Genomic DNA, 16,917 nt, shown 5'->3' with positions numbered 1-16,917 from the left:
CGCGCGCCTACACGTCCAGCGTGTAGACCTGCGCCTCGCGGCGCTCCTGGCGGTTGTGGCCCTGCAGCGGCCGGTCCCAGTCGGTGGCGTCGGCGCCCTGCCCGGGCACCAGGCCGCTGGTCATCACCGCCACCTCCTCGCTGGCGGCGTCGAACTCCGCCACCTGCACGCGCCCTTCGTCGAACAGCCGCGCCACCATCGCGCCGCCCGCGTCGATCAGCACCAGGAACTTCGCCGGTTTCTGCATAGGAAGGCTCCTCGATCCGTGCCTCACGCTAGCACCGAGCAGCCCCAGCGAGGACGCCGCATCCGAGCCGTCCGCGCCGTCCATTCCCGTCACGCGGTCGCCGTTGTCCACCGGCGGGCTCATGCGCCGCGCCCGGTGGCGGCGTCCGTGCCCGGATGGCCGCCGTTGCGCCCGCCGCTGCTCTCGTACCGGGGCTCCTCGCCGAAGAGGCGCTGCGCCAGGTCGCGGCCGTTGAGCTGCAGCAGGTCCTTGTCGAGTTCCTGCGCCACGGCCTGCTGCACCTGCGGGCTCAGGTGCTGGCGCAACCGCCCCAGGAAGCGCGGCGCCGCGGCGATGTGCAGCGCGCCGAAGCGCTGCTTCTGCAGCGCCTGCGACAGGAACTCCGCCACGCGGCGCGCGAACAGGTCGGCCTCCTGCTCCAGCTTGTCGGCGCCGGCGGAGGTGGTAACGCTGCTGACCTGCCCGGTGCCGCCGTGCGCGCGGCGGCCGTGCGCGTCGCGCTGCAGGTCGGCCTCGTCGGCATGCGCCGCCGCGTCGGTGAGCTCCTCCACTTCCTGCAGCTCCGCGCCGCGCTGCGGCTGCGCCAGGATGCGGGCACGGCCTTCGTCGGCCAACACGATCCACGTCGTCGTCATCGTTCGTTCTCCTTGGTAGATGATGCCGCGGCAACGGACGCCAGAAAGCGCGTGCCGCGGCGCGGGTTCAGCCGCGGTCGGGCGCCGCGGGCGTGGAGATGTCCTTGAGCGCCTCGCCGACGCTGGCCTCGTCGCTGCCGCGGTCGGCCAGGTCGCCCAGCGAGACGATGCCCACGAGCTGCTGCTGGCGGTCCACCACCGGCATGCGCCGGATCTGCGTGTCGCGCATCTCGTCGAGCACGTCCTCCAGCGGTTGGTCCTCGAAGCAGCAGCGCACGCTGCCGCTCATGACTTCGCTCACCGGCGTGGACGCGGCGTCCTTGCCCGCCGCGACGCCGCGCACCGTGATGTCGCGGTCGGTGAGCATGCCCACGAGCTTGGCGCCCTCGCACACCGGCACCACGCCCACGTTGAGCTCGTCCATCAACTGCGCCGCGCGCTGCACGGTGTCGTCGGGGGTCACGACGCGCACGTCGCGCGTCATCACATCGGCTACCTGGTCCATCTCGCCAACTCCTTGGGTTTCCCCGTAGGACGGCGGCAAGCGCGGTGCCCAGCTTGGGCCGAATCCCTGGCGGCCCCGTCATGCTCCCGGTCCCTTGCGGGATTGGCGCTTGCTGACCGGCAACGCATGCCGCGGCACCCTTTCCGCGGCACGGGTTCCCGACGACAAGGAGCAAACGATGAAGCGTCTGATGTCCACCGCCCTGGCCGGCTGCGCCATGGCCCTGTTCACCACCCTGGCCCCCGCGGCCGACGGCATGGTGCGCAGCGACCGCAACTTCATGGAGCAGGCGGCGCAGAACGGCCATGCCGAGGTCGAGGCCTCCAAGCTGGCGCTGAGCAAGAGCGGCAACGACAAGGTCAAGACCTTCGCCCAGAAGATGGTCGACGACCACACCAAGACCAACGAGGAACTCGCCGCGCTGGCCACCAGCAAGGGCGTCAAGCTGCCTACCGAGCCCTCGGCGGTGCAGAAGAGCAAGGCCAAGGCGATGGGCACGCTCGACGGCGCGCGCTTCGACCGCCAGTACGCCGACGAGATGGGCGTCAAGGCCCACCAGGACACGCTCAAGATGTTCCAGAAGGCTGCCTCGGGCGCCAAGGACCCGGACGTCAAGGCCTTCGCTGCCAAGACCGTCCCGGCGCTGGAGGAGCACCTGAAGATGTCCCAGGAGCTGCGCAGCTCACTGGGCAAGTAACTCCAGCCCACCGCGGCGGCACCGGCCCCGTGCCGCCGCGGACCCCGTCACAAGCACAACCCCGCCGCGCTGACAACTAAAGGCTTGCACTAACTCAATCCCCAGTTCAAGTGGTTCCATATCATGGAAAATTCCATGGGCGTGAAAAAAGCAACACAGAAGTGGGGGAAAAGGATGGACTCGCCGTACTCGATCCTGATCGTTGAAGACGAGGCGGTGATCGCACTGGATCTCCAGCTGCAACTGGAAGACATGGGCTACCGCGTGCTGGGCCCGGCCGAGAGCGGTCCGCAGGCGCTGGCGCTGGCCGCGCAGGAGCGGCCCGACCTGGTGTTGATGGACATCCGCATCCAGGGCCCCATCGACGGCATCGAGACCGCGGCGCGGCTGGGCCGGGTCAGCGGGCTGCCGGTGGTGTTCCTGACCTCGCACAGCGACGAGGAGACGGTGGCGCACGCGGCGCGCACCTCGCCCTGCGGGTTCCTGACCAAGCCCTTCGAAGGCCGGGCGCTGCGCGCGGCCATCGAGATGGCGCTGTCGCGCGCCGCGCTGGAGCGGCAGCTGCGCGAGTCCGAGCGCTGGTTCTCCGCCACGCTGCGCTGCGTGCAGGACGGCGTGATCGTGGTCAACCCCGACGCCACGCTGCGCTACCTCAACCCTGCCGCCGAGGCGCTCACCGGCTGGAGCGCGGAAGAGGCCGTGGGCCGGCGCCTGGTGGAGGTGGTGCGCTACGCCCCCGGCGACAACGACCCGCCGGCCGCGCTCAGGGCGCTGGCCGAGAACCGCAGCGTCGGCGTGCGCCACGGGCGGCGGCTGCTGCGGCGCAACAGCGCGCGCACGACGGTGGTGGTGGACGAGTCCGCCTCGCCGGTGGACGGCGAGTACGGGCTGCGCATGGGTGCGGTGCTGGTGCTGCGCGACGCCACCGACCGGCTGGCGCGCGAAGGGCTCGATGCCGCGGGCCAGCACCGGCCACCGGCAGCCAACGCGGCCGAGGTGCCCGCCGCCACGCCGCGCGACGTGCCACCGCTGGCCCAGGCGACGTGAGCGCGCGCCGGCCGGCGTCGCCGCACGGCGAGGCCGCGCCACCGCGATCCTGCCATCCGCCCACCGGGTGCCGGCCTGTGCGGCGCGGCGCGGTGAAAGACCGTTCCTCGCTGCGGGCCTGAAGCCCGGAAGCGGTGCGCCATGCAAGACCAGCCTGCCCCTTCCTCCGCCAACGAGCGCCTGCCGTTTCCGCGCGCCATCGCCGTCGCGCTGCTGCTGCTGCTGGCGGTGGCGGCCATGGCGCTGTGGACGCAGCGGCGCGCCGCCGACGCATCCGACCTGCGCCGCCACACGCTGGACATGCGGCTGGAGATCGCCGCCTTCGGCACCGACCTCAAGGACCTCTCGCGCGCCGTGCGCGGTTTCGTCATCAGCGGGCAGGACGACTGGCTCGATCCCTACCGCAGCGCGCAGCTGCGCCTGCCCGAGCGCCTGCGCCGGCTGCAGGTTCTCAGCGCCGACAGCGCGGCGCAGCAGCAGCGGCTGCAGCGCCTGGCCCCGCTGCTGCAGGAGTACCTGCGCTTCGTGGCCGACATCCTGGATCTCGCCTCCCGCCAGGGGTTGGAGGCGGCGCGCCAGCAGGTGGTCGCCGGGTCCAGCCGCTCCATGGTCAACGTGATGGACGCCCTGCTGGCCGAGATCGACGCCGCGGAGCTGCAGCTGCTGGCGCAGTACGAGAAGGAGTCGCAGCGCGCGACCAACCTCAACACCAGCGTCACGCTGCTGGGCAGCCTGGTGTCGCTGGGGCTGATGGCCTGGGCCGGGCTGACGCTGCAGCGCAACGTGGGGCAGCTGCGCGGCAGCGTCGAGCGCCTGGCGCGGGCGCGCAGCGCCGAGTCGCAGGCGATGCTGAGGTTGCAGCAGGCGCAGGCCTCGCTGCACGCGGCCAACGACGCGCTGCAGGCGCAGGCGGACCACCTCTCCGAGCTCAACGACGCGCTGTGGCAGTGGATCAGCAGCGGCGCCGGAACGCGCCCGGCGCCGGCGGGCTCCGCGCCGCTGGACGACCCCGCGCGGCTGGCCGCGCTGCGCCGCACGGGGCTGCTGGACTCGGCGCCCGAGGAGAGCTTCGACCGCTTCACGCGGCTGGCGGCGTACTCGCTGCAGGTGCCGGTGTGCCTGATCAGCCTGGTGGATGCGCAGCGCCTGTTCTTCAAGAGCGCGCACGGCCTGCCCGAGCCCTGGGCCAGCGCGCGGCGCGCGCCGCTGAGCTACACCTTCTGCCCCCAGGTGGTCACCAGCGGGCAGCCGCTGGAGGTGAGCGACGCGCGCGCCGAGAGCCCGCTGCGCGACAGCCCCGCCGTGACGACGCTGGGCGCGGTGGCCTACCTGGGCGTGCCGCTGGCCACGCCCGACGGGCAGGTGCTGGGCAGCTTCTGCGTCATCGACCACGCGCCGCGCCAGTGGAGCGCGCAGGACCGCGCCACGCTGCAGCGCATCGCGCAGTCGGTGCTGGCCGGCATCGCCGTGCGCATGCAGCTGCACGAGCTGGAGCGCCGGGTGGCCGAGCGCACGGCCGAGGCGCAGATGCTGGCCGGCGCGATCCAGCACTCGCTCACCGGCTTCAGCATCGTGGACACGCGCGGCGTGTTCACCTTCGTCAACGACGCCTATGCGCACCTGTGGGGCTACGACGGCCCGCAGCAGCTCATCGGCACCCCGATAGCGCCGCACTGCGTGGACCCGGGGCTGACGGCGCGCATCGGCGCCGAGCTGCACGTGCGCGGCACCTGCCGCGTGGACTTCACGGCGCGGCGGCGCGACGGCACGACCTTCGAGGCGCTGCTGGACGCCCACCGCGCCGAGGACGAGGCCGGGCGCGAGATCCACATCGGCACCGTCATCGACATCACCGAGCGCAAGCGCGCGGAGCAGGCGCTTCGCATGAGCGAGGAGCGGCTGCGGCTGGCGCTGGACGCCGGCGGCATGGACGCTTTCGAGCTCGACCCGGTCACCGGCGTGATGCTGCGCATCGGCACGCTGCAGACGCAGCTGGGCCTGACGGCCGAGGAGCAGCACCTGGTGAAACCCTTCTTGCGCCGCGTGCACGAGCAGGACCGCGCGGCGCTGGCGGCGGCCATGGAGTCGCTGAGCCCGCAGCAGCCCTCGTACCGGGCCGAGTACCGCTTCCGCGCGGCCGACGGCGGCTGGCGCTGGCTGCTGGAGCGCTCCCAGCGCAGCTTCGGCCCCCGCGGCGAGCCCGGGCGCATCACCGGCGTGGTGGTGGACGTGACCGAGCGCCGCCACGACGAGGAGGCGGTGAAGACCTCGCTGGCCGAGAAGGAGTCGCTGCTGCAGGAGGTGCACCACCGGGTGAAGAACAACCTGCAGATCGTCACCAGCCTGCTGCAGCTGCAGCGCCGCCAGCTCGCCGACCCGGCGGTGCAGGTGGCCTTCGCCGAGACCGAGAACCGCGTGCGCGCCATGGCGCTGGTGCACCAGCGGCTGTACCAGCACGGCACGCTGTCGTCGCTGGACTTCGCCGACTACCTGCGCAGCCTGGGCGCGCAGCTGATGCAGTCCTTCGGCAGCGAACGCCTGGTGCGGGTGGAGTACCGGGTCAAGCCGCTGCGGCTGCCGCTGGCCACGGCGATCCCGCTGGGGCTGATCGTGACGGAGCTGATCACCAACGCGCTGAAGTACGCGCTGGCGCAGCGCAGCGACGGCGTGCTGGGCATCGAGCTGGAGCCCGACAACGGCGACCAGGGCCTGCTGCTGGTGATCAGCGACAACGGCCCGGGCCTGCCCGCGGGCTTCGAGCCGGCGCGCAGCCGCGGCCTGGGCATGCGGCTGGTGCAGACGCTGTCGCGCCAGATCGGCGCCACGGTGGCCTTCGGCAGCGCCCCGGGCGGCGGCACGCGCTGCAGCATCCGCTCGCCGATCCGCAAGGAGGTGCCGGAGGCGGTGGCGGCGTGAGGCAGCGGCCGGCGCCGCCGGCCCCGCTTCACTCCAGCACCAGCGCCTGCGCCAGGTGCGCGTACACCGTCGACACCCGGCGCAGGTGCCGCGACTCCGGGTGCGCCAGCAGCCACAACTCGGTCTGGCACTCGTCGATCACCTCGCCGAGCACGCGCAGGTCCGGTCGTCCGCGGGCCAGGAACACCGGCAGCAGCCCCACGCCCAGGCCCAGGGCGACGAGTTCCATCACGGTCAGGATGCTGTTGACGCGGTAGGCCGGCACCACCTTCGGCAGCCGGCGGCGGCGCCACAGCACCGTGGGGTGCTCGGGCAGCGCGTCGTCCGGGGCGATCCACGCCGCACTGCCCGCCTCCACCTCGGCCCAGCCGTGCAGCGACGAGTCCTTCGCGGCGTACAGCGCCACGCGGATCGGCCCGACGTGGCGGCCCACCAGGTGCTGCGGCGGGCGCTGGGTGGCGCGCACGGCGATGTCGGCGTCGCGCCGGGTCAGGCTCGCCAGCTCGTTGCCGGTGTGCAGCTCGTACTCCAGCCGCGGGTGGCTCGCATGCAGCATGCGCAGCGCGGGCGCGACCAGGCCGTGCAGGATGGTGTCGGTGGTGGTGAGGCGCACCGTGCCCGTCACGTCCTGGGGCTGCTGCTGCGCCGCCGAGCGCGCTGCCTCCAGCGCGGCTTCCACGGCCTCGGCTTGCGCCGCCAGCGCGCGCGCCAGCTCCAGCGGCGCGCAGCCGGTGCGCGAGCGCTCGAACAGCGGCTGGCCGAGCCCGCGCTCGATGCGCTGCAGGGCGCGGAAGGCGGTGGAGGCGTCCACGCCCAGGCGCTCGGCCGCGCCGTTGAAGCTGCCCGCGCGCACCAGCGCCAGGATGAACTCCAGGTCGTCCGCGCCCAGGCGGTATTGCGTTCGTGCAGTCATGCCTTGCTCCAGCGCCAATTTCCATGGCGCGGCTGCAATCCTAGATTGGCGCCACCTTCCCTCGCACCGGAGTGCCGCCATGAGCGCAACGACCAACCTCTCCTCTCCTTCCCAACGCGCGGCCCGGGTCCGCGATGGCCTGAACGCCGCCACATCGGCCGACTGGGGCGCCACGCTGCTGCGCGTGAGCCTGGGCGCGATGTGGATCGCGCACGCGTTGCTGAAGCTGCTGGTGTTCACGCTGCCGGGCACGGCGCAGTTCTTCGACAGCGTGGGCTTCCCCGGCTTCCTGGCCTACCCGGTGTTCGCCGTGGAGCTGCTGGGCGGGCTGATGCTGGTGCTGGGCCTGTACGCGCGTCAGGCCGCGCTGGCGCTGGTGCCGGTGATGCTGGCGGCGATGTCGGTGCACCTGGGCAACGGCTGGGTGTTCACCAGCCCGGGCGGCGGCTGGGAGTACCCGCTGTTCCTGGCGGTCGCGTCTGTCGTGCAGTGGCTGCTGGGGGATGGGGCGTGGGCGCTGCGGCGCAGCCCGCGCCTGGTGCCGACTTTCTGACCCTTATCCACCCCCTGGAGACCGCCATGGAACGACAGTCCCTGACCCCGAATGCTTCTCCGCTGGTGCTGGTCAGCCACCCGCTGTGCCCGTACGTGCAGCGCGCCGCCATCGTGCTGCTGGAAAAGGGCGTGCCCTTCGAGCGCCGCGACGTGGACTTGGCGTGCAAGCCGGCGTGGTTCCTGGACGTCTCGCCGCTGGGCAAGACGCCGGTACTGCTGGCCGGCGGCGAGGCGATCTTTGAATCGGCCGTGATCTGCGAATACCTGGACGAGACGCTGCAACCACCGCTTCACCCACGCGACGCACTGCAGCGCGCCCGGCACCGGGCGTGGATGGAGTTCGGTTCGGCCGTGCTGGGCGCCATCGGCGCCTTCTACAACGCGCCGGACGAGGCGGCACTGGCGGCCCGTGCTGCGGACCTGCGGGCCCGTTTTCAGCAGGTGGAAGCCGCGCTGAGCGACGGACCGTGGTTCGCCGGACCGGATTTCGGGCTGGTGGACGCGGTGTTCGGACCGGTGTTCCGGTACTTCGACGTGTTCGACGACATCGGAGACTTCGGCGTGCTGGCCGGGCTGCCGCGGGTGGCAGCTTGGCGTGGGGCGCTGGCGGGACGGGCGTCGGTGCGGCAGGCGGTGCGGGCGGAGTACCCGGCGCTGTTGCGCGAGTTTTTAAGGGCGCGCGGGTCGGCGCTGGGCCAACAGCTGCCAGGCGATGGCGCCGGGGCCGGCCGTCAACAGTCCATGCGGACGGCGTCACGGTGAAGCAAACGCCCGCCGTCCAGCCCAGGGAAGGACCGAAGTGCGCTGAAAGGGAAAAGCTTGAAGAGGAACTGCTGGGCGGCTGGCGCCCGCAGCTTCTTTCTTGTGGGGTTGGTAGGCCGCCGGGGGCTCGAACCCCGGACCAAAGGATTATGAGTCCTCTGCTCTAACCGACTGAGCTAGCGGCCCACGTGTGTCGCGGCCGGCATTGTAGAGGCGCGACAGGCCGTTACTTCTGGCTCAGCGCGTTGCCGACCAGCCGCGCCGTGATGTCCACGATCTGGATCATGCGGTCGTAGGCCATGCGGGTGGGGCCGATCACGCCCAGCGTGCCCACCATCTTGCCGTCCACCTCGTAGGGCGCGGAGACCACCGACAGCTCCTCGAAGGGCACCACGCGGCTCTCGCCGCCGATGTAGATGCGCACGCCCTCGGCACGGCTGGAGACGTCCAGCAGCCGCATCAGCTCGGTCTTGCGCTCGAACAGGTCGAAGAGCTTGCGCAGCGAGCCCATGTCGTGGCCGAAGTCCTGCACCGCCAGCAGGTTGCGTTCGCCGCTGACCACCACCGGGTCGCTCTCCTCCATCGCCTGGCTGCCGGCCTGCACCGCAGCCTGCATCAGCGCGGCGATCTCGCCCTGCAGTTCCTTCACCTCGCCTTGCAGCCGCTGGCGCACCTCCTCGATGCTCAGCCCGGCGTAGTGGTGGTTCAGGTAGTTGGTGGCCTCCACCAGCTCGTTCTGGCCGTAGTCGCGCGCGGTGAAGATCACGCGGTTCTGCACGTCGCCGTCCGGCGACACCAGGATCACCAGCACCCGCTTCTCACCGAGGCGCAGGAACTCGATGTGGTGGAACACGCCCGCCTTGCGCGGCGCGGTGACCACGCCCACGAAGCTGGAGAGGTTGGACAGCAGGTGCGCCGCCTGCGCGATCACGCGCTGGGGCTGGTCGGGATGCAGCTGCTCGCGCGCCACCGCCATCTCCGGCAGGCCCGGGTCCAGCACGCGGGCGGTGAGCATGGTGTCCACGAAGAGCCGGTAGCCGCGCGCGGTGGGAATGCGCCCGGCGCTGGTGTGCGGGCTGGCGATGAGGCCGAGGTCTTCGAGGTCCGCCATCACGTTGCGGATCGTGGCTGGAGACAGCTCCAGCCCGCACGCCTTGGACAGCGTGCGCGAGCCCACCGGCTGGCCGTCAGCGATGTAGCGTTCGACCAAGGTCTTGAGTAGGGTGCGGGCGCGCTCGTCGAGCATGCTTTTCATTCTACGGAGATGAGGCTGCGCCATCCTTCACGCAAGGGGGGCTGTGGTGTAATCCCCCGCATGCCGACCCCCTTTCGTCATGCCGCTTTAGTGGGCAAGTACCAGGCGCACGGCATCGGCTCCGTGCTGGAGGAGGTGGCGCAGTTCCTGGTCAAGCAGGGACTGCAGGTTTCGCTGGAGCGCCACACGGCGCAGAGCACCGGCCTGACCGGCTACCCCATCCTCGACGCCACCGAATTCAACGGCTGCTGCGACGTCGCCGTGGTGCTGGGCGGCGACGGCACGATGCTGGGCATCGCGCGCGAGCTGGCCCGCCACAACCTGCCGCTGGTGGGCATCAACCAGGGCCGCCTGGGCTTCATCACCGACGTGCCCATCGGCCACTTCCGCGAGGCGCTGGCGTCCATGATGGCCGGCGACTACGAGGAGGAGCACCGCTCCATGCTCGAAGGCGGCATCTGGCGCAACGACGAGTGCATCTTCGAGGGCCTGTCGCTCAACGACGTGGTGGTCAGCCGCGGCGCCACGGCCTCGATGGTGGAGCTCAGCGTGCGCATCGGCGACGAGTTCATCGCCAACATCCGCGCCGACGGCCTCGTCATCGCCACGCCCACGGGCTCCACCGCCTACGCGCTCTCCGCCGGCGGGCCGATCCTGCACCCGAGCATCGGCGGCTGGGTGCTGGTGCCCATCGCCTCGCACACGCTCTCGAACCGCCCCATCGTGCTGCCCGACCAGGGCGAGATGCGCATCGAGATCGTCGCCGGGCGCGACGCCTCGGCCAATTTCGACATGCAGAGCCTGGCCAGCCTGCACATCGGCGACCAGGTCCGCATGCAGCGCTCGGCGCACAAGGTGCGCTTCCTGCACCCGGTGGGCTGGAGCTATTACGCGACGCTGCGGCGCAAGCTGCGCTGGTACGAGGGAGTGGTCTGATGCTGCGTCGCCTGGTGCTGCGCGACTTCGTGATCGTGGCCGCGCTGGAGGTGGACTTCGACGCCGGCTTTTCCGTGCTCACCGGCGAGACCGGCGCGGGCAAGTCCATCCTGATCGACGCGCTGCAGCTGGCGCTGGGCAGCCGCAGCGACGCCGGCGTGGTGCGCGAGGGCGCCTCGCGCGCGGAGATCACCGCCGAGTTCGACGCGCCCGCGGCGCTGGCGCCCTGGCTGGAGGAAGCCGGCTTCGACCACGAGGGCGCCACGCTGCTGCTGCGCCGCGCCATCGACGCCCAGGGCAAGAGCCGGGCGTGGATCAACGGCAGCGTCGCCACGGTGGCGCAGCTGCGCGAGGCGGCGGAGTTCCTGCTCGACATCCACGGCCAGCACGCCTGGCAGAGCCTCACGCGCGCCGCGGCCGTGCGCAGCCTGCTCGACGCCCAGGCGGGCGTGGACGGCGCCCCGCTCGCCGCCTTCTTCTCGCGCTGGCGCGAGGCGACGCAGACGCTGCAGGACGCGCGCAGCCGCCAGGACAGCCTGGAGCGCGAGCGCGAGCGGCTGGCGTGGCAGATCGGCGAAATCGACAAGCTCAAGCCCGGCGAGGACGAGTGGGAGCCGCTCAACGCGGAGCACGAGCGGCTGTCGCACGCGCAGTCGCTGCTGGCGGCGGCACGCACGGCGCTGGACGCGGTGTCCGAAGCCGAACCTTGCGCCGACGCGCTCACCGCCCGCGCCATCGACGCGCTGTCGGACGTGACGCGCTTCGACGCGCGGCTGGAGCCGGTGGTGGAGGTGCTGCAGGCCGCGCAGGTGCAGCTGCGCGACGCCGCTCACAGCCTCAACGCCTACCTCGGCCACGCCGAGCTGGAGCCCGAGCGGCTGCAGGAACTCGACGAGCGGCTGTCGGCCTGGGTATCGCTGGCGCGGCGCTACCGGCGCCCGCCCGTGGAGCTGCCCGCGCTGCTGGCGCAGTGGCGTGCCGAATTGAAGGCCCTGGACGCCGCCACCGACCTCGACGCGCTCGAAGCCGCCGTCAAGAAGGCGCTGGACGCCTGGCGCGCCGAGGCCCAGCGCGTGAGCGCGCTGCGCCGCGCCGCTGCGCCGCAGCTCGGCCAGCGCGTGACGCAGGCGATGCAGACCCTGGGCATGGCCGGCGGCCGCTTCGAGGTGGCGCTGCTGCCGCAGGAGCAGCCGCAGGCCTTCGGGCTGGAGTCGGTGGAGCTGCGCGTGGCGGGCCACGCCGGCAGCTCGCCGCGCCCGCTGGCCAAGGTGGCCTCCGGCGGCGAACTCTCGCGCCTGGCGCTGGCGATCGCCGTGACCACGGCGCGCGAGCAGAACGCAGGCGCGGCCACGCTGATCTTCGACGAGATCGACGCCGGCGTCGGCGGCGCGGTGGGCGATGCCGTGGGCCGGCTCATGAAGCAGCTCGGCCGCGAGCGCCAAGTGCTGGCCGTGACGCACCTGGCCCAGGTGGCGGCCTGCGCCGACCACCACTTCGTGGTCAGCAAGGCCGAGCGCAAGGGCGTCACGCTCAGCGACGTGCAGCCCGTCGCGGGCGAGGCGCGCGTGGCCGAGGTGGCGCGCATGCTGGGCGGCGAACGCCTGGCCGGGACCAGCCTGGCGCACGCCCAGGCCTTGCTGGACGAGGCCGCCGCGGCAGTGCCCCCGGCCCGCGAAAGGGCGAAGCCGCGATGAGCGAAGACCTGCACTCGGCGCTGCCCCTGCGCGAGGTGGTGCTCGTCACCGGCATCTCCGGCTCGGGCAAGTCCGTGGCGCTGCATGCGCTGGAGGACGCGGGCTACTTCTGCGTGGACAACCTGCCGCCGGAGCTGCTGCCCGCCTTCCTGCGGCTGGAGTCCGCCGAGCGCGACCGGCAGGTAGCCATCGCCGTGGACGTGCGCACCGCCGGCTCGCTGCCGCGGCTGGTGCCGATGCTGCCGCAGCTGCGCAGCGAGGGCGTGCTGGTGCGCCCGCTGTTCCTGGACGCCACCACCAACGCGCTGCTGCGGCGCTTCTCCGAGACGCGCCGCCCGCACCCGCTGACCAAGCGCGCCGCCGACAGCGGCCTGGCGCAGCCGGCGCTGGTGGAAGCCATCGAGATGGAGCGCGAGCTGCTGGCCGGGCTGCGCGAGGTGTCCACCGTCATCGACACCAGCGAGCTGCGCCCGGCGGTGCTGCGCAGCTGGATCCGCGACCTCGTGGGCGCGCGCCCGGGGGCGCTGACGCTGGTGTTCGAGTCCTTTGCCTTCAAGCATGGCGTGCCGCTGGACGCGGATTTCGTGTTCGACGTGCGCGTGCTGCCCAACCCGTACTACATCCGCGAGCTTCGGCCGCTGAGCGGGCGCGACGCGCCCGTGGCCGACTACCTGCGCGCGCAACCGGAGGCCACCGACATGCTGGAACAGATCGAAGCCTTCCTGCGGCGCTGGCTGCCCGCCTTCGAGGACGACCAGCGCAGCTACCTCACGGTGGCCATCGGCTGCACCGGCGGCCAGCACCGCTCGGTGTACCTGGTGGAATCGCTGGCCCAGCGCTTCGCCGGCCACGGCGCGGTGCTGCGCCGCCATCGCGAGCTCGATTCGGCGGCATGAGCGCGGCGCCGGCTCCGGGGAATGCCGCCGGCGGCGCGGCAACCTCCTTCACCACGGCCGAGACGGCCACGCTGCCGCTGTTCCCGCTGCAGACGGTGCTCTACCCCGGCGGGCTGCTGCCTTTGAAGATCTTCGAGGCGCGCTACCTGGACATGGCAGGCGAGTGCCTGCGCAGCGGCGGCGGCTTCGGCGTGGTGTGCCTGCGCGAGGGCACGGAGGTGCGCCGCCCCGGCGCCGCGCCGGAGCAGTTCGAGCACGCCGGCGTGCTGGCCCGGGTGGACGACGTGGACGCGCCGCAGCCGGGCATCCTGCTGCTGCGCTGCACGGGCACGCGGCGCTTCACCTTCGACACGCCGAAGCAGGAAGCCGACGGGCTGTGGACGGCCGAGGTGCGCTTCCTGCCCGACGACCCGGTGCTGCCGCCGGGCGCGGAGTTCCAGGGCGTGGCCGACGCGCTGGGCCAGGCGCTCAAGGCGCTGGACGCCGAGGGCGTGCAGCTGTGCGAGGGCGCACCGCGGCTGGACGACGCGGGCTGGGTCGCCAACCGCTGGTGCGAGTTGCTGCCGCTGCCGCTGAGCGCCCGCCACAAGCTGATGCTGCAGCCCGACCCGCTGATGCGGCTGCGCCTGGTGGACGACGTGCTGCGCCAGCGGGGGCTGGTGACGGGCTGAGCCCAGCGGGGCCTCAGCCCCCTTCCCGCTCCAGCAGCCGCCGCACCGGCGCCGGCAGCCCCATCTGGAGCGCCTCTTCCAGCGTCACCCAGCGCCCGGGCGGCAGCAGCGCCTCGGCGGCGGCGCGTGCGGACTCATCGCCGGCCGGCAGCTCCAGGCGCCAGGGCTGCAGCGTCCAGTCGAAGTGCGTCAGCGCGTGCTCCACGGCGGGCAGCAGCTCGGCCTCGCCGGGCAGCACGGACAGGCGATCCACCAGCCCGTCCACGTTCTCGTACTCCGGCAGGCTCCACAGCGAGGCCCACACGCCGCTGTCCGGCCGCTGCGTCAGCCACAGCCGGTCGCCCTGGCGCAGCCACAGCAGCGCGTGGCGGCGCCGGCCGCGCGTCAGGCGCCGCGTCTTGACGGGGTAGCGCGTGGGGTCGCCCTGCTCGCGTCCGACGCAGCCGTGCTGCAGCGGGCACAGCAGGCAGCTCGGCCGGCGCAGCGTGCACACGGTCGCGCCCAGGTCCATCAGGCCCTGCGTGTAGGTCTCGATGCCCTGGCGCGGCAGCAGCGCCGTCGCCTGGGCCCAGAGCTCGCGCTCCGCACTGGCCTGCGAGAGATCCTGCTCGAAGCCCAGCGCGCGCGTGAGCACGCGCTTGACGTTGCCGTCCAGGATGGCGGCGCGCTCGCCGAAGCAGAAGGCGGCGATCGCCGCGGCCGTGGAGCGGCCGATGCCCGGCAGCGCCGCCAGCGCCTCGCTGCTGGGCGGGAAGCGTCCGCCGTGCCGCTCCATCACGGCTTGCGCGCAGCGGTGCAGGTTGCGTGCGCGGCTGTAGTAGCCCAGGCCGCTCCACAGCGCCAGCACGTCGTCCAGCGGCGCGGCGGCCAGCGTGGCCACGTCCGGGAAGCGCGCCAGGAAGCGCTCGTAGTACGCGAGCACGGTGGAGACCTGCGTCTGCTGCAGCATGATTTCCGACAGCCACACGCGGTACGGGTCGCGAGTGCCCTGCCAGGGCAGGCCGTGGCGTCCATGCGTGCGCTGCCAGGCGATGACGCGCTCGGACAGCGTCAGGGGGGCGGCCTCGCCGCCGGTGAAATCCTCGGTTCGCATCAGGAAGAGAAGAAAAGTTCAGGGGTCAGGCGACACGCACCTGCAGTTGGGGACGGTCGTCGTGGTCTTCACCTTCCAGGCGCGCCAGCAGGCGCTGCGCGTGGCCGAAGCTTTCCCGCTCCAGCAGCTCCTGCGCCTCCAGCTCGCCGATGCGCTGCTGCAGCTCCTCGGCGGCCAGGTGCACGCGCTGCACCGCGTCGTGGCGGTGCTGCAGCCGGTCGCGCGACTGCTCCAGCCGAAGCTGCGCCGGCGTCCACAGCGCGTGGCTCCACTGCTCCAGCTCGGTCGTGGCGCCGTGGAAGAGCCGCACCAGGCGCGACTGCAGCTGCCGCAGCAGCCGGGTCTGGACATCCGGGCGCACCAGCCGCAACAGGTTGCCCAGGCCCATGTGGCGCGCGTAGGCGCCGCTGAGCACGGTCAGCTCGTCGATGACGGGCTGCATCGGCGGCGGCGCCTCGGCTGCCAGCGCCAGGCCGTAGGCGGCGCTGATCTGCGCGTAGCCCGCGGCCATCACGCCATGGATTTCCTCGCAGCGGCGCTGCGCCAGCGACAGGCGCAGGTGCAGCCGCTCGCTCAGCGCGGCGAAGCAGCGCCCCAGCCGCGCGGGCCGCTGCCACGCGTTGCCGGACTCCTCGCGCATGCGGCGCAGCTCGGAGTGCACCGTCTGCACGTGCAGTCCGGCCAGCAGCTCCTGCGCCATGCGCGCATGCACGGCGCGCAGCACGTCGAGCTGCGCGCAGCAGTCCTGCAGGCGCACGGCTTCCTGGTTCACGCGCTGCTGCAACCCCTGTAGCCGCGCCGCGCTGCGGTCCTGCAGGCTGCGCAGCTCGGCCAGTTGCGCGTCGAGCAGCGCGCGGCGCTCGCCCTGCAGCAGTGCCAGGCGCTGCGCCAGCGCACGGGCCGGCGCGTGCAGCGGTTGGCCGCTCTGGCGGCGGCTGCGCAGCAGCTCGATCAGCTCGGCGCAGTCTTCGTCCACCAGATCGTGCTCGCCCAGGACCTGGGTCAGCTCGTCGGCCGGACAGCCCGGCGGCCGGGGCCACGGCAGGGCCTCGGTCGAAGGGACTAGAAAGTTCTGGGGCATGTGCAAGCCGGCGGGCCAAGCAAGGAGCAGGACTGGATTTTGGACCAGTACCCCCTTGGACAAGGGTAAGGTGAACAACTGCTGACATGAAACCGGAACGCCCTGCGGAAATTCACCGCCGCTGACACCTTGGACAGAAAAAGGTGGAACGCTGGCCCTGCACCAGGCGCTGCACGGCGGTGCCGCAGCGGCGGCAGTCCTGGCCTTCGCGGCCGTAGACGCCGGCCTGGTCCTGGAACGCGCCGCTCATGCCGTGCGCGTCGCGGAAGTCGCGCAGCGTGGAGCCACCCAGGTCCAGCGCGCGCGCCAGCGTGGCCCGCAGCGCCTGCAGCAGCCGCTCGCAGCGCGCCAGGCTCAGCGTGTTGGCCGGGGCGCGCGGATCGATGCCGGCCTCGTACAGCGCCTCGCAGGCGTAGATGTTCCCGGCGCCCACCACGATGTCGCCGGCCAGCAGCGCCGCCTTGACCGGCACGCGCCGGCGCTGCAGGCCCTGGTGCAGCAGCGCCGGCGTGAGCGCCGGGTCGAAAGGCTCGTGGCCCAGCCGCGCCAGCAGCCGCTCAGCCATGCCCTGGTCCAGCGCCGGTGACCAGACCACGGCGCCGAAGCGGCGCGGATCGGTCAGCCGCAACGTGCCGGCGTCGGTGACCAAGTCGAAATGCTCGTGCTTGCCGGGTGGGCCGGGCTCCCGCAGCAGCGCCAGCGAGCCCGACATGCCCAGGTGCAGCAGCAGCCCGCCCTGCGGCGCGCCGTCCTTACCCAGCAGCGGCAGCCACAAGTACTTGCCGCGCCGCAGCAGCGCGCCGATGCGCAGGCCCACGAGCGAGGCGGGGTCCGCTCCCAAGGGCCAGCGCAGCGCGGCCCCCACGCGCACGGCGCGCACCAGCGCGCCTTCCAGGACCGGCGCGACGCTGCGCCGCGTGACTTCGACTTCGGGCAATTCAGGCATTGGCTGAATTATCCGCAGTGCCGTTTCCGGCCTCGCCGGCACGGCAACTACACCGGCCACCTAGAATC

At 72.4% G+C, this 16,917-nt stretch carries 17 protein-coding genes and 1 tRNA gene; 9 read left to right on the top strand and 9 right to left on the bottom strand.

Annotated features, from left to right (window positions below; all coding sequences use genetic code 11):
* Positions 1-7: 7 nt before the first annotated feature.
* The 3 genes from H537_RS0128645 to H537_RS0128635 form a co-directional block, all read right to left on the bottom strand.
* On the bottom strand, positions 8-370 hold the full coding sequence (locus H537_RS0128645; protein ID WP_238446831.1) for a hypothetical protein: 363 nt from the start codon (positions 368-370) through the stop codon (positions 8-10).
* Positions 367-882 (bottom strand): host attachment protein, encoded by a 516-nt coding sequence (locus tag H537_RS46065; protein ID WP_051243436.1) that lies wholly within the window; start codon positions 880-882, stop codon positions 367-369. The genes H537_RS0128645 and H537_RS46065 overlap by 4 nt, the downstream gene beginning before the upstream one ends.
* Positions 883-949: 67 nt before the next feature.
* Positions 950-1,387, bottom strand: coding sequence for a CBS domain-containing protein (locus tag H537_RS0128635; RefSeq protein ID WP_029000604.1), 438 nt, complete (start codon positions 1,385-1,387; stop codon positions 950-952).
* 178 nt (positions 1,388-1,565) lie between these two features.
* Between H537_RS0128635 and H537_RS46060 the strand changes: the two genes are divergently transcribed.
* From H537_RS46060 to H537_RS49795, 3 genes are all read left to right on the top strand, one after another.
* Positions 1,566-2,084, top strand: a complete 519-nt coding sequence (locus H537_RS46060; RefSeq protein WP_051243433.1) for a DUF4142 domain-containing protein — start codon at positions 1,566-1,568, stop codon at positions 2,082-2,084.
* Between the two features lie 174 nt (positions 2,085-2,258).
* The gene (locus H537_RS46055) at positions 2,259-3,131 is read left to right on the top strand and encodes an ATP-binding response regulator (protein ID WP_051243430.1); all 873 of its coding nucleotides are present in this window, start codon (positions 2,259-2,261) and stop codon (positions 3,129-3,131) included.
* 141 nt (positions 3,132-3,272) lie between these two features.
* The gene (locus H537_RS49795; protein WP_029000603.1) at positions 3,273-6,047 is read left to right on the top strand and encodes a histidine kinase dimerization/phosphoacceptor domain -containing protein; all 2,775 of its coding nucleotides are present in this window, start codon (positions 3,273-3,275) and stop codon (positions 6,045-6,047) included.
* A 28-nt stretch (positions 6,048-6,075) separates the two neighbouring features.
* Here H537_RS49795 and H537_RS0128615 read toward each other — a convergent pair whose 3' ends face one another.
* The gene (locus tag H537_RS0128615) at positions 6,076-6,960 is read right to left on the bottom strand and encodes a LysR family transcriptional regulator (protein ID WP_029000602.1); all 885 of its coding nucleotides are present in this window, start codon (positions 6,958-6,960) and stop codon (positions 6,076-6,078) included.
* A gap of 139 nt (positions 6,961-7,099) precedes the next feature.
* Between H537_RS0128615 and H537_RS0128610 the strand changes: the two genes are divergently transcribed.
* The gene (locus H537_RS0128610) at positions 7,100-7,513 is read left to right on the top strand and encodes a DoxX family protein (RefSeq protein ID WP_029000601.1); all 414 of its coding nucleotides are present in this window, start codon (positions 7,100-7,102) and stop codon (positions 7,511-7,513) included.
* Positions 7,514-7,539: 26 nt separating this feature from the next.
* Positions 7,540-8,277: a glutathione S-transferase family protein gene (locus tag H537_RS46045; RefSeq protein WP_051243427.1), complete on the top strand. Its 738-nt coding sequence runs from the start codon at positions 7,540-7,542 to the stop codon at positions 8,275-8,277.
* Between the two features lie 109 nt (positions 8,278-8,386).
* Here H537_RS46045 and H537_RS0128600 read toward each other — a convergent pair.
* Positions 8,387-8,463: transfer RNA gene (locus H537_RS0128600), tRNA-Ile, on the bottom strand.
* 40 nt (positions 8,464-8,503) lie between these two features.
* Positions 8,504-9,523, bottom strand: coding sequence for a heat-inducible transcriptional repressor HrcA (gene hrcA / locus H537_RS0128595; RefSeq protein ID WP_029000600.1), 1,020 nt, complete (start codon positions 9,521-9,523; stop codon positions 8,504-8,506).
* 69 nt (positions 9,524-9,592) lie between these two features.
* Between hrcA and H537_RS0128590 the strand changes: the two genes are divergently transcribed.
* The 4 genes from H537_RS0128590 to H537_RS0128575 are packed head-to-tail and all read left to right on the top strand — an operon-like array spanning position 9,593 to position 13,729.
* Positions 9,593-10,468 carry an NAD kinase gene (locus tag H537_RS0128590; protein WP_029000599.1) on the top strand — a complete coding sequence of 292 codons (876 nt, stop codon included), beginning with the start codon at positions 9,593-9,595 and terminating at the stop codon, positions 10,466-10,468.
* Positions 10,468-12,162, top strand: coding sequence for a DNA repair protein RecN (gene recN, locus H537_RS0128585; protein ID WP_029000598.1), 1,695 nt, complete (start codon positions 10,468-10,470; stop codon positions 12,160-12,162). Before H537_RS0128590 ends, recN begins: the two co-directional genes overlap by 1 nt.
* Positions 12,159-13,058 (top strand): RNase adapter RapZ, encoded by a 900-nt coding sequence (gene rapZ, locus H537_RS0128580; protein ID WP_051243424.1) that lies wholly within the window; start codon positions 12,159-12,161, stop codon positions 13,056-13,058. The genes recN and rapZ overlap by 4 nt, the downstream gene beginning before the upstream one ends.
* Positions 13,055-13,729, top strand: a complete 675-nt coding sequence (locus H537_RS0128575) for an LON peptidase substrate-binding domain-containing protein (RefSeq protein WP_084151005.1) — start codon at positions 13,055-13,057, stop codon at positions 13,727-13,729. The genes rapZ and H537_RS0128575 overlap by 4 nt, the downstream gene beginning before the upstream one ends.
* A gap of 13 nt (positions 13,730-13,742) precedes the next feature.
* Here H537_RS0128575 and mutY read toward each other — a convergent pair whose 3' ends face one another.
* The 3 genes from mutY to mutM form a co-directional block, all read right to left on the bottom strand.
* Positions 13,743-14,822 carry an A/G-specific adenine glycosylase gene (mutY, locus tag H537_RS0128570; protein ID WP_051243421.1) on the bottom strand — a complete coding sequence of 360 codons (1,080 nt, stop codon included), beginning with the start codon at positions 14,820-14,822 and terminating at the stop codon, positions 13,743-13,745.
* A 25-nt stretch (positions 14,823-14,847) separates the two neighbouring features.
* Positions 14,848-15,903, bottom strand: coding sequence for a coiled-coil domain-containing protein (locus H537_RS0128565; RefSeq protein WP_029000594.1), 1,056 nt, complete (start codon positions 15,901-15,903; stop codon positions 14,848-14,850).
* A gap of 112 nt (positions 15,904-16,015) precedes the next feature.
* Positions 16,016-16,849: a bifunctional DNA-formamidopyrimidine glycosylase/DNA-(apurinic or apyrimidinic site) lyase gene (gene mutM / locus H537_RS0128560; RefSeq protein WP_029000593.1), complete on the bottom strand. Its 834-nt coding sequence runs from the start codon at positions 16,847-16,849 to the stop codon at positions 16,016-16,018.
* Positions 16,850-16,917: the final 68 nt, after the last annotated feature.

It is taken from the genome of Azohydromonas australica DSM 1124, from assembly GCF_000430725.1.
GTDB classification, from domain to species: domain Bacteria; phylum Pseudomonadota; class Gammaproteobacteria; order Burkholderiales; family Burkholderiaceae_C; genus Azohydromonas; species Azohydromonas australica.
Note: the sequence above shows the minus strand (reverse complement) of the source record. Positions and strands in the feature narration are given on the sequence as shown.

Bases quoted from the DNA above. Each gene is read 5' to 3' on its own strand.
- H537_RS46055 (WP_051243430.1), top strand. From the start codon at position 2,259: ATGGACTCGCCGTACTCGATCCTGATCGTTGAAGACGAGGCGGTGATC.
- mutY (WP_051243421.1), bottom strand. From the start codon at position 14,822: ATGCGAACCGAGGATTTCACCGGCGGCGAGGCCGCCCCCCTGACGCTG.
- H537_RS0128590 (WP_029000599.1), top strand. From the start codon at position 9,593: ATGCCGACCCCCTTTCGTCATGCCGCTTTAGTGGGCAAGTACCAGGCG.
- mutM (WP_029000593.1), bottom strand. From the start codon at position 16,849: ATGCCTGAATTGCCCGAAGTCGAAGTCACGCGGCGCAGCGTCGCGCCG.
- hrcA (WP_029000600.1), bottom strand. From the start codon at position 9,523: ATGCTCGACGAGCGCGCCCGCACCCTACTCAAGACCTTGGTCGAACGC.
- H537_RS0128615 (WP_029000602.1), bottom strand. From the start codon at position 6,960: ATGACTGCACGAACGCAATACCGCCTGGGCGCGGACGACCTGGAGTTC.
- H537_RS49795 (WP_029000603.1), top strand. From the start codon at position 3,273: ATGCAAGACCAGCCTGCCCCTTCCTCCGCCAACGAGCGCCTGCCGTTT.
- recN (WP_029000598.1), top strand. From the start codon at position 10,468: ATGCTGCGTCGCCTGGTGCTGCGCGACTTCGTGATCGTGGCCGCGCTG.
- H537_RS0128565 (WP_029000594.1), bottom strand. From the start codon at position 15,903: ATGCCCCAGAACTTTCTAGTCCCTTCGACCGAGGCCCTGCCGTGGCCC.
- H537_RS46065 (WP_051243436.1), bottom strand. From the start codon at position 882: ATGACGACGACGTGGATCGTGTTGGCCGACGAAGGCCGTGCCCGCATC.
- H537_RS0128575 (WP_084151005.1), top strand. From the start codon at position 13,055: ATGAGCGCGGCGCCGGCTCCGGGGAATGCCGCCGGCGGCGCGGCAACC.
- rapZ (WP_051243424.1), top strand. From the start codon at position 12,159: ATGAGCGAAGACCTGCACTCGGCGCTGCCCCTGCGCGAGGTGGTGCTC.
- H537_RS46060 (WP_051243433.1), top strand. From the start codon at position 1,566: ATGAAGCGTCTGATGTCCACCGCCCTGGCCGGCTGCGCCATGGCCCTG.
- H537_RS46045 (WP_051243427.1), top strand. From the start codon at position 7,540: ATGGAACGACAGTCCCTGACCCCGAATGCTTCTCCGCTGGTGCTGGTC.
- H537_RS0128645 (WP_238446831.1), bottom strand. From the start codon at position 370: ATGAGCCCGCCGGTGGACAACGGCGACCGCGTGACGGGAATGGACGGC.
- H537_RS0128635 (WP_029000604.1), bottom strand. From the start codon at position 1,387: ATGGACCAGGTAGCCGATGTGATGACGCGCGACGTGCGCGTCGTGACC.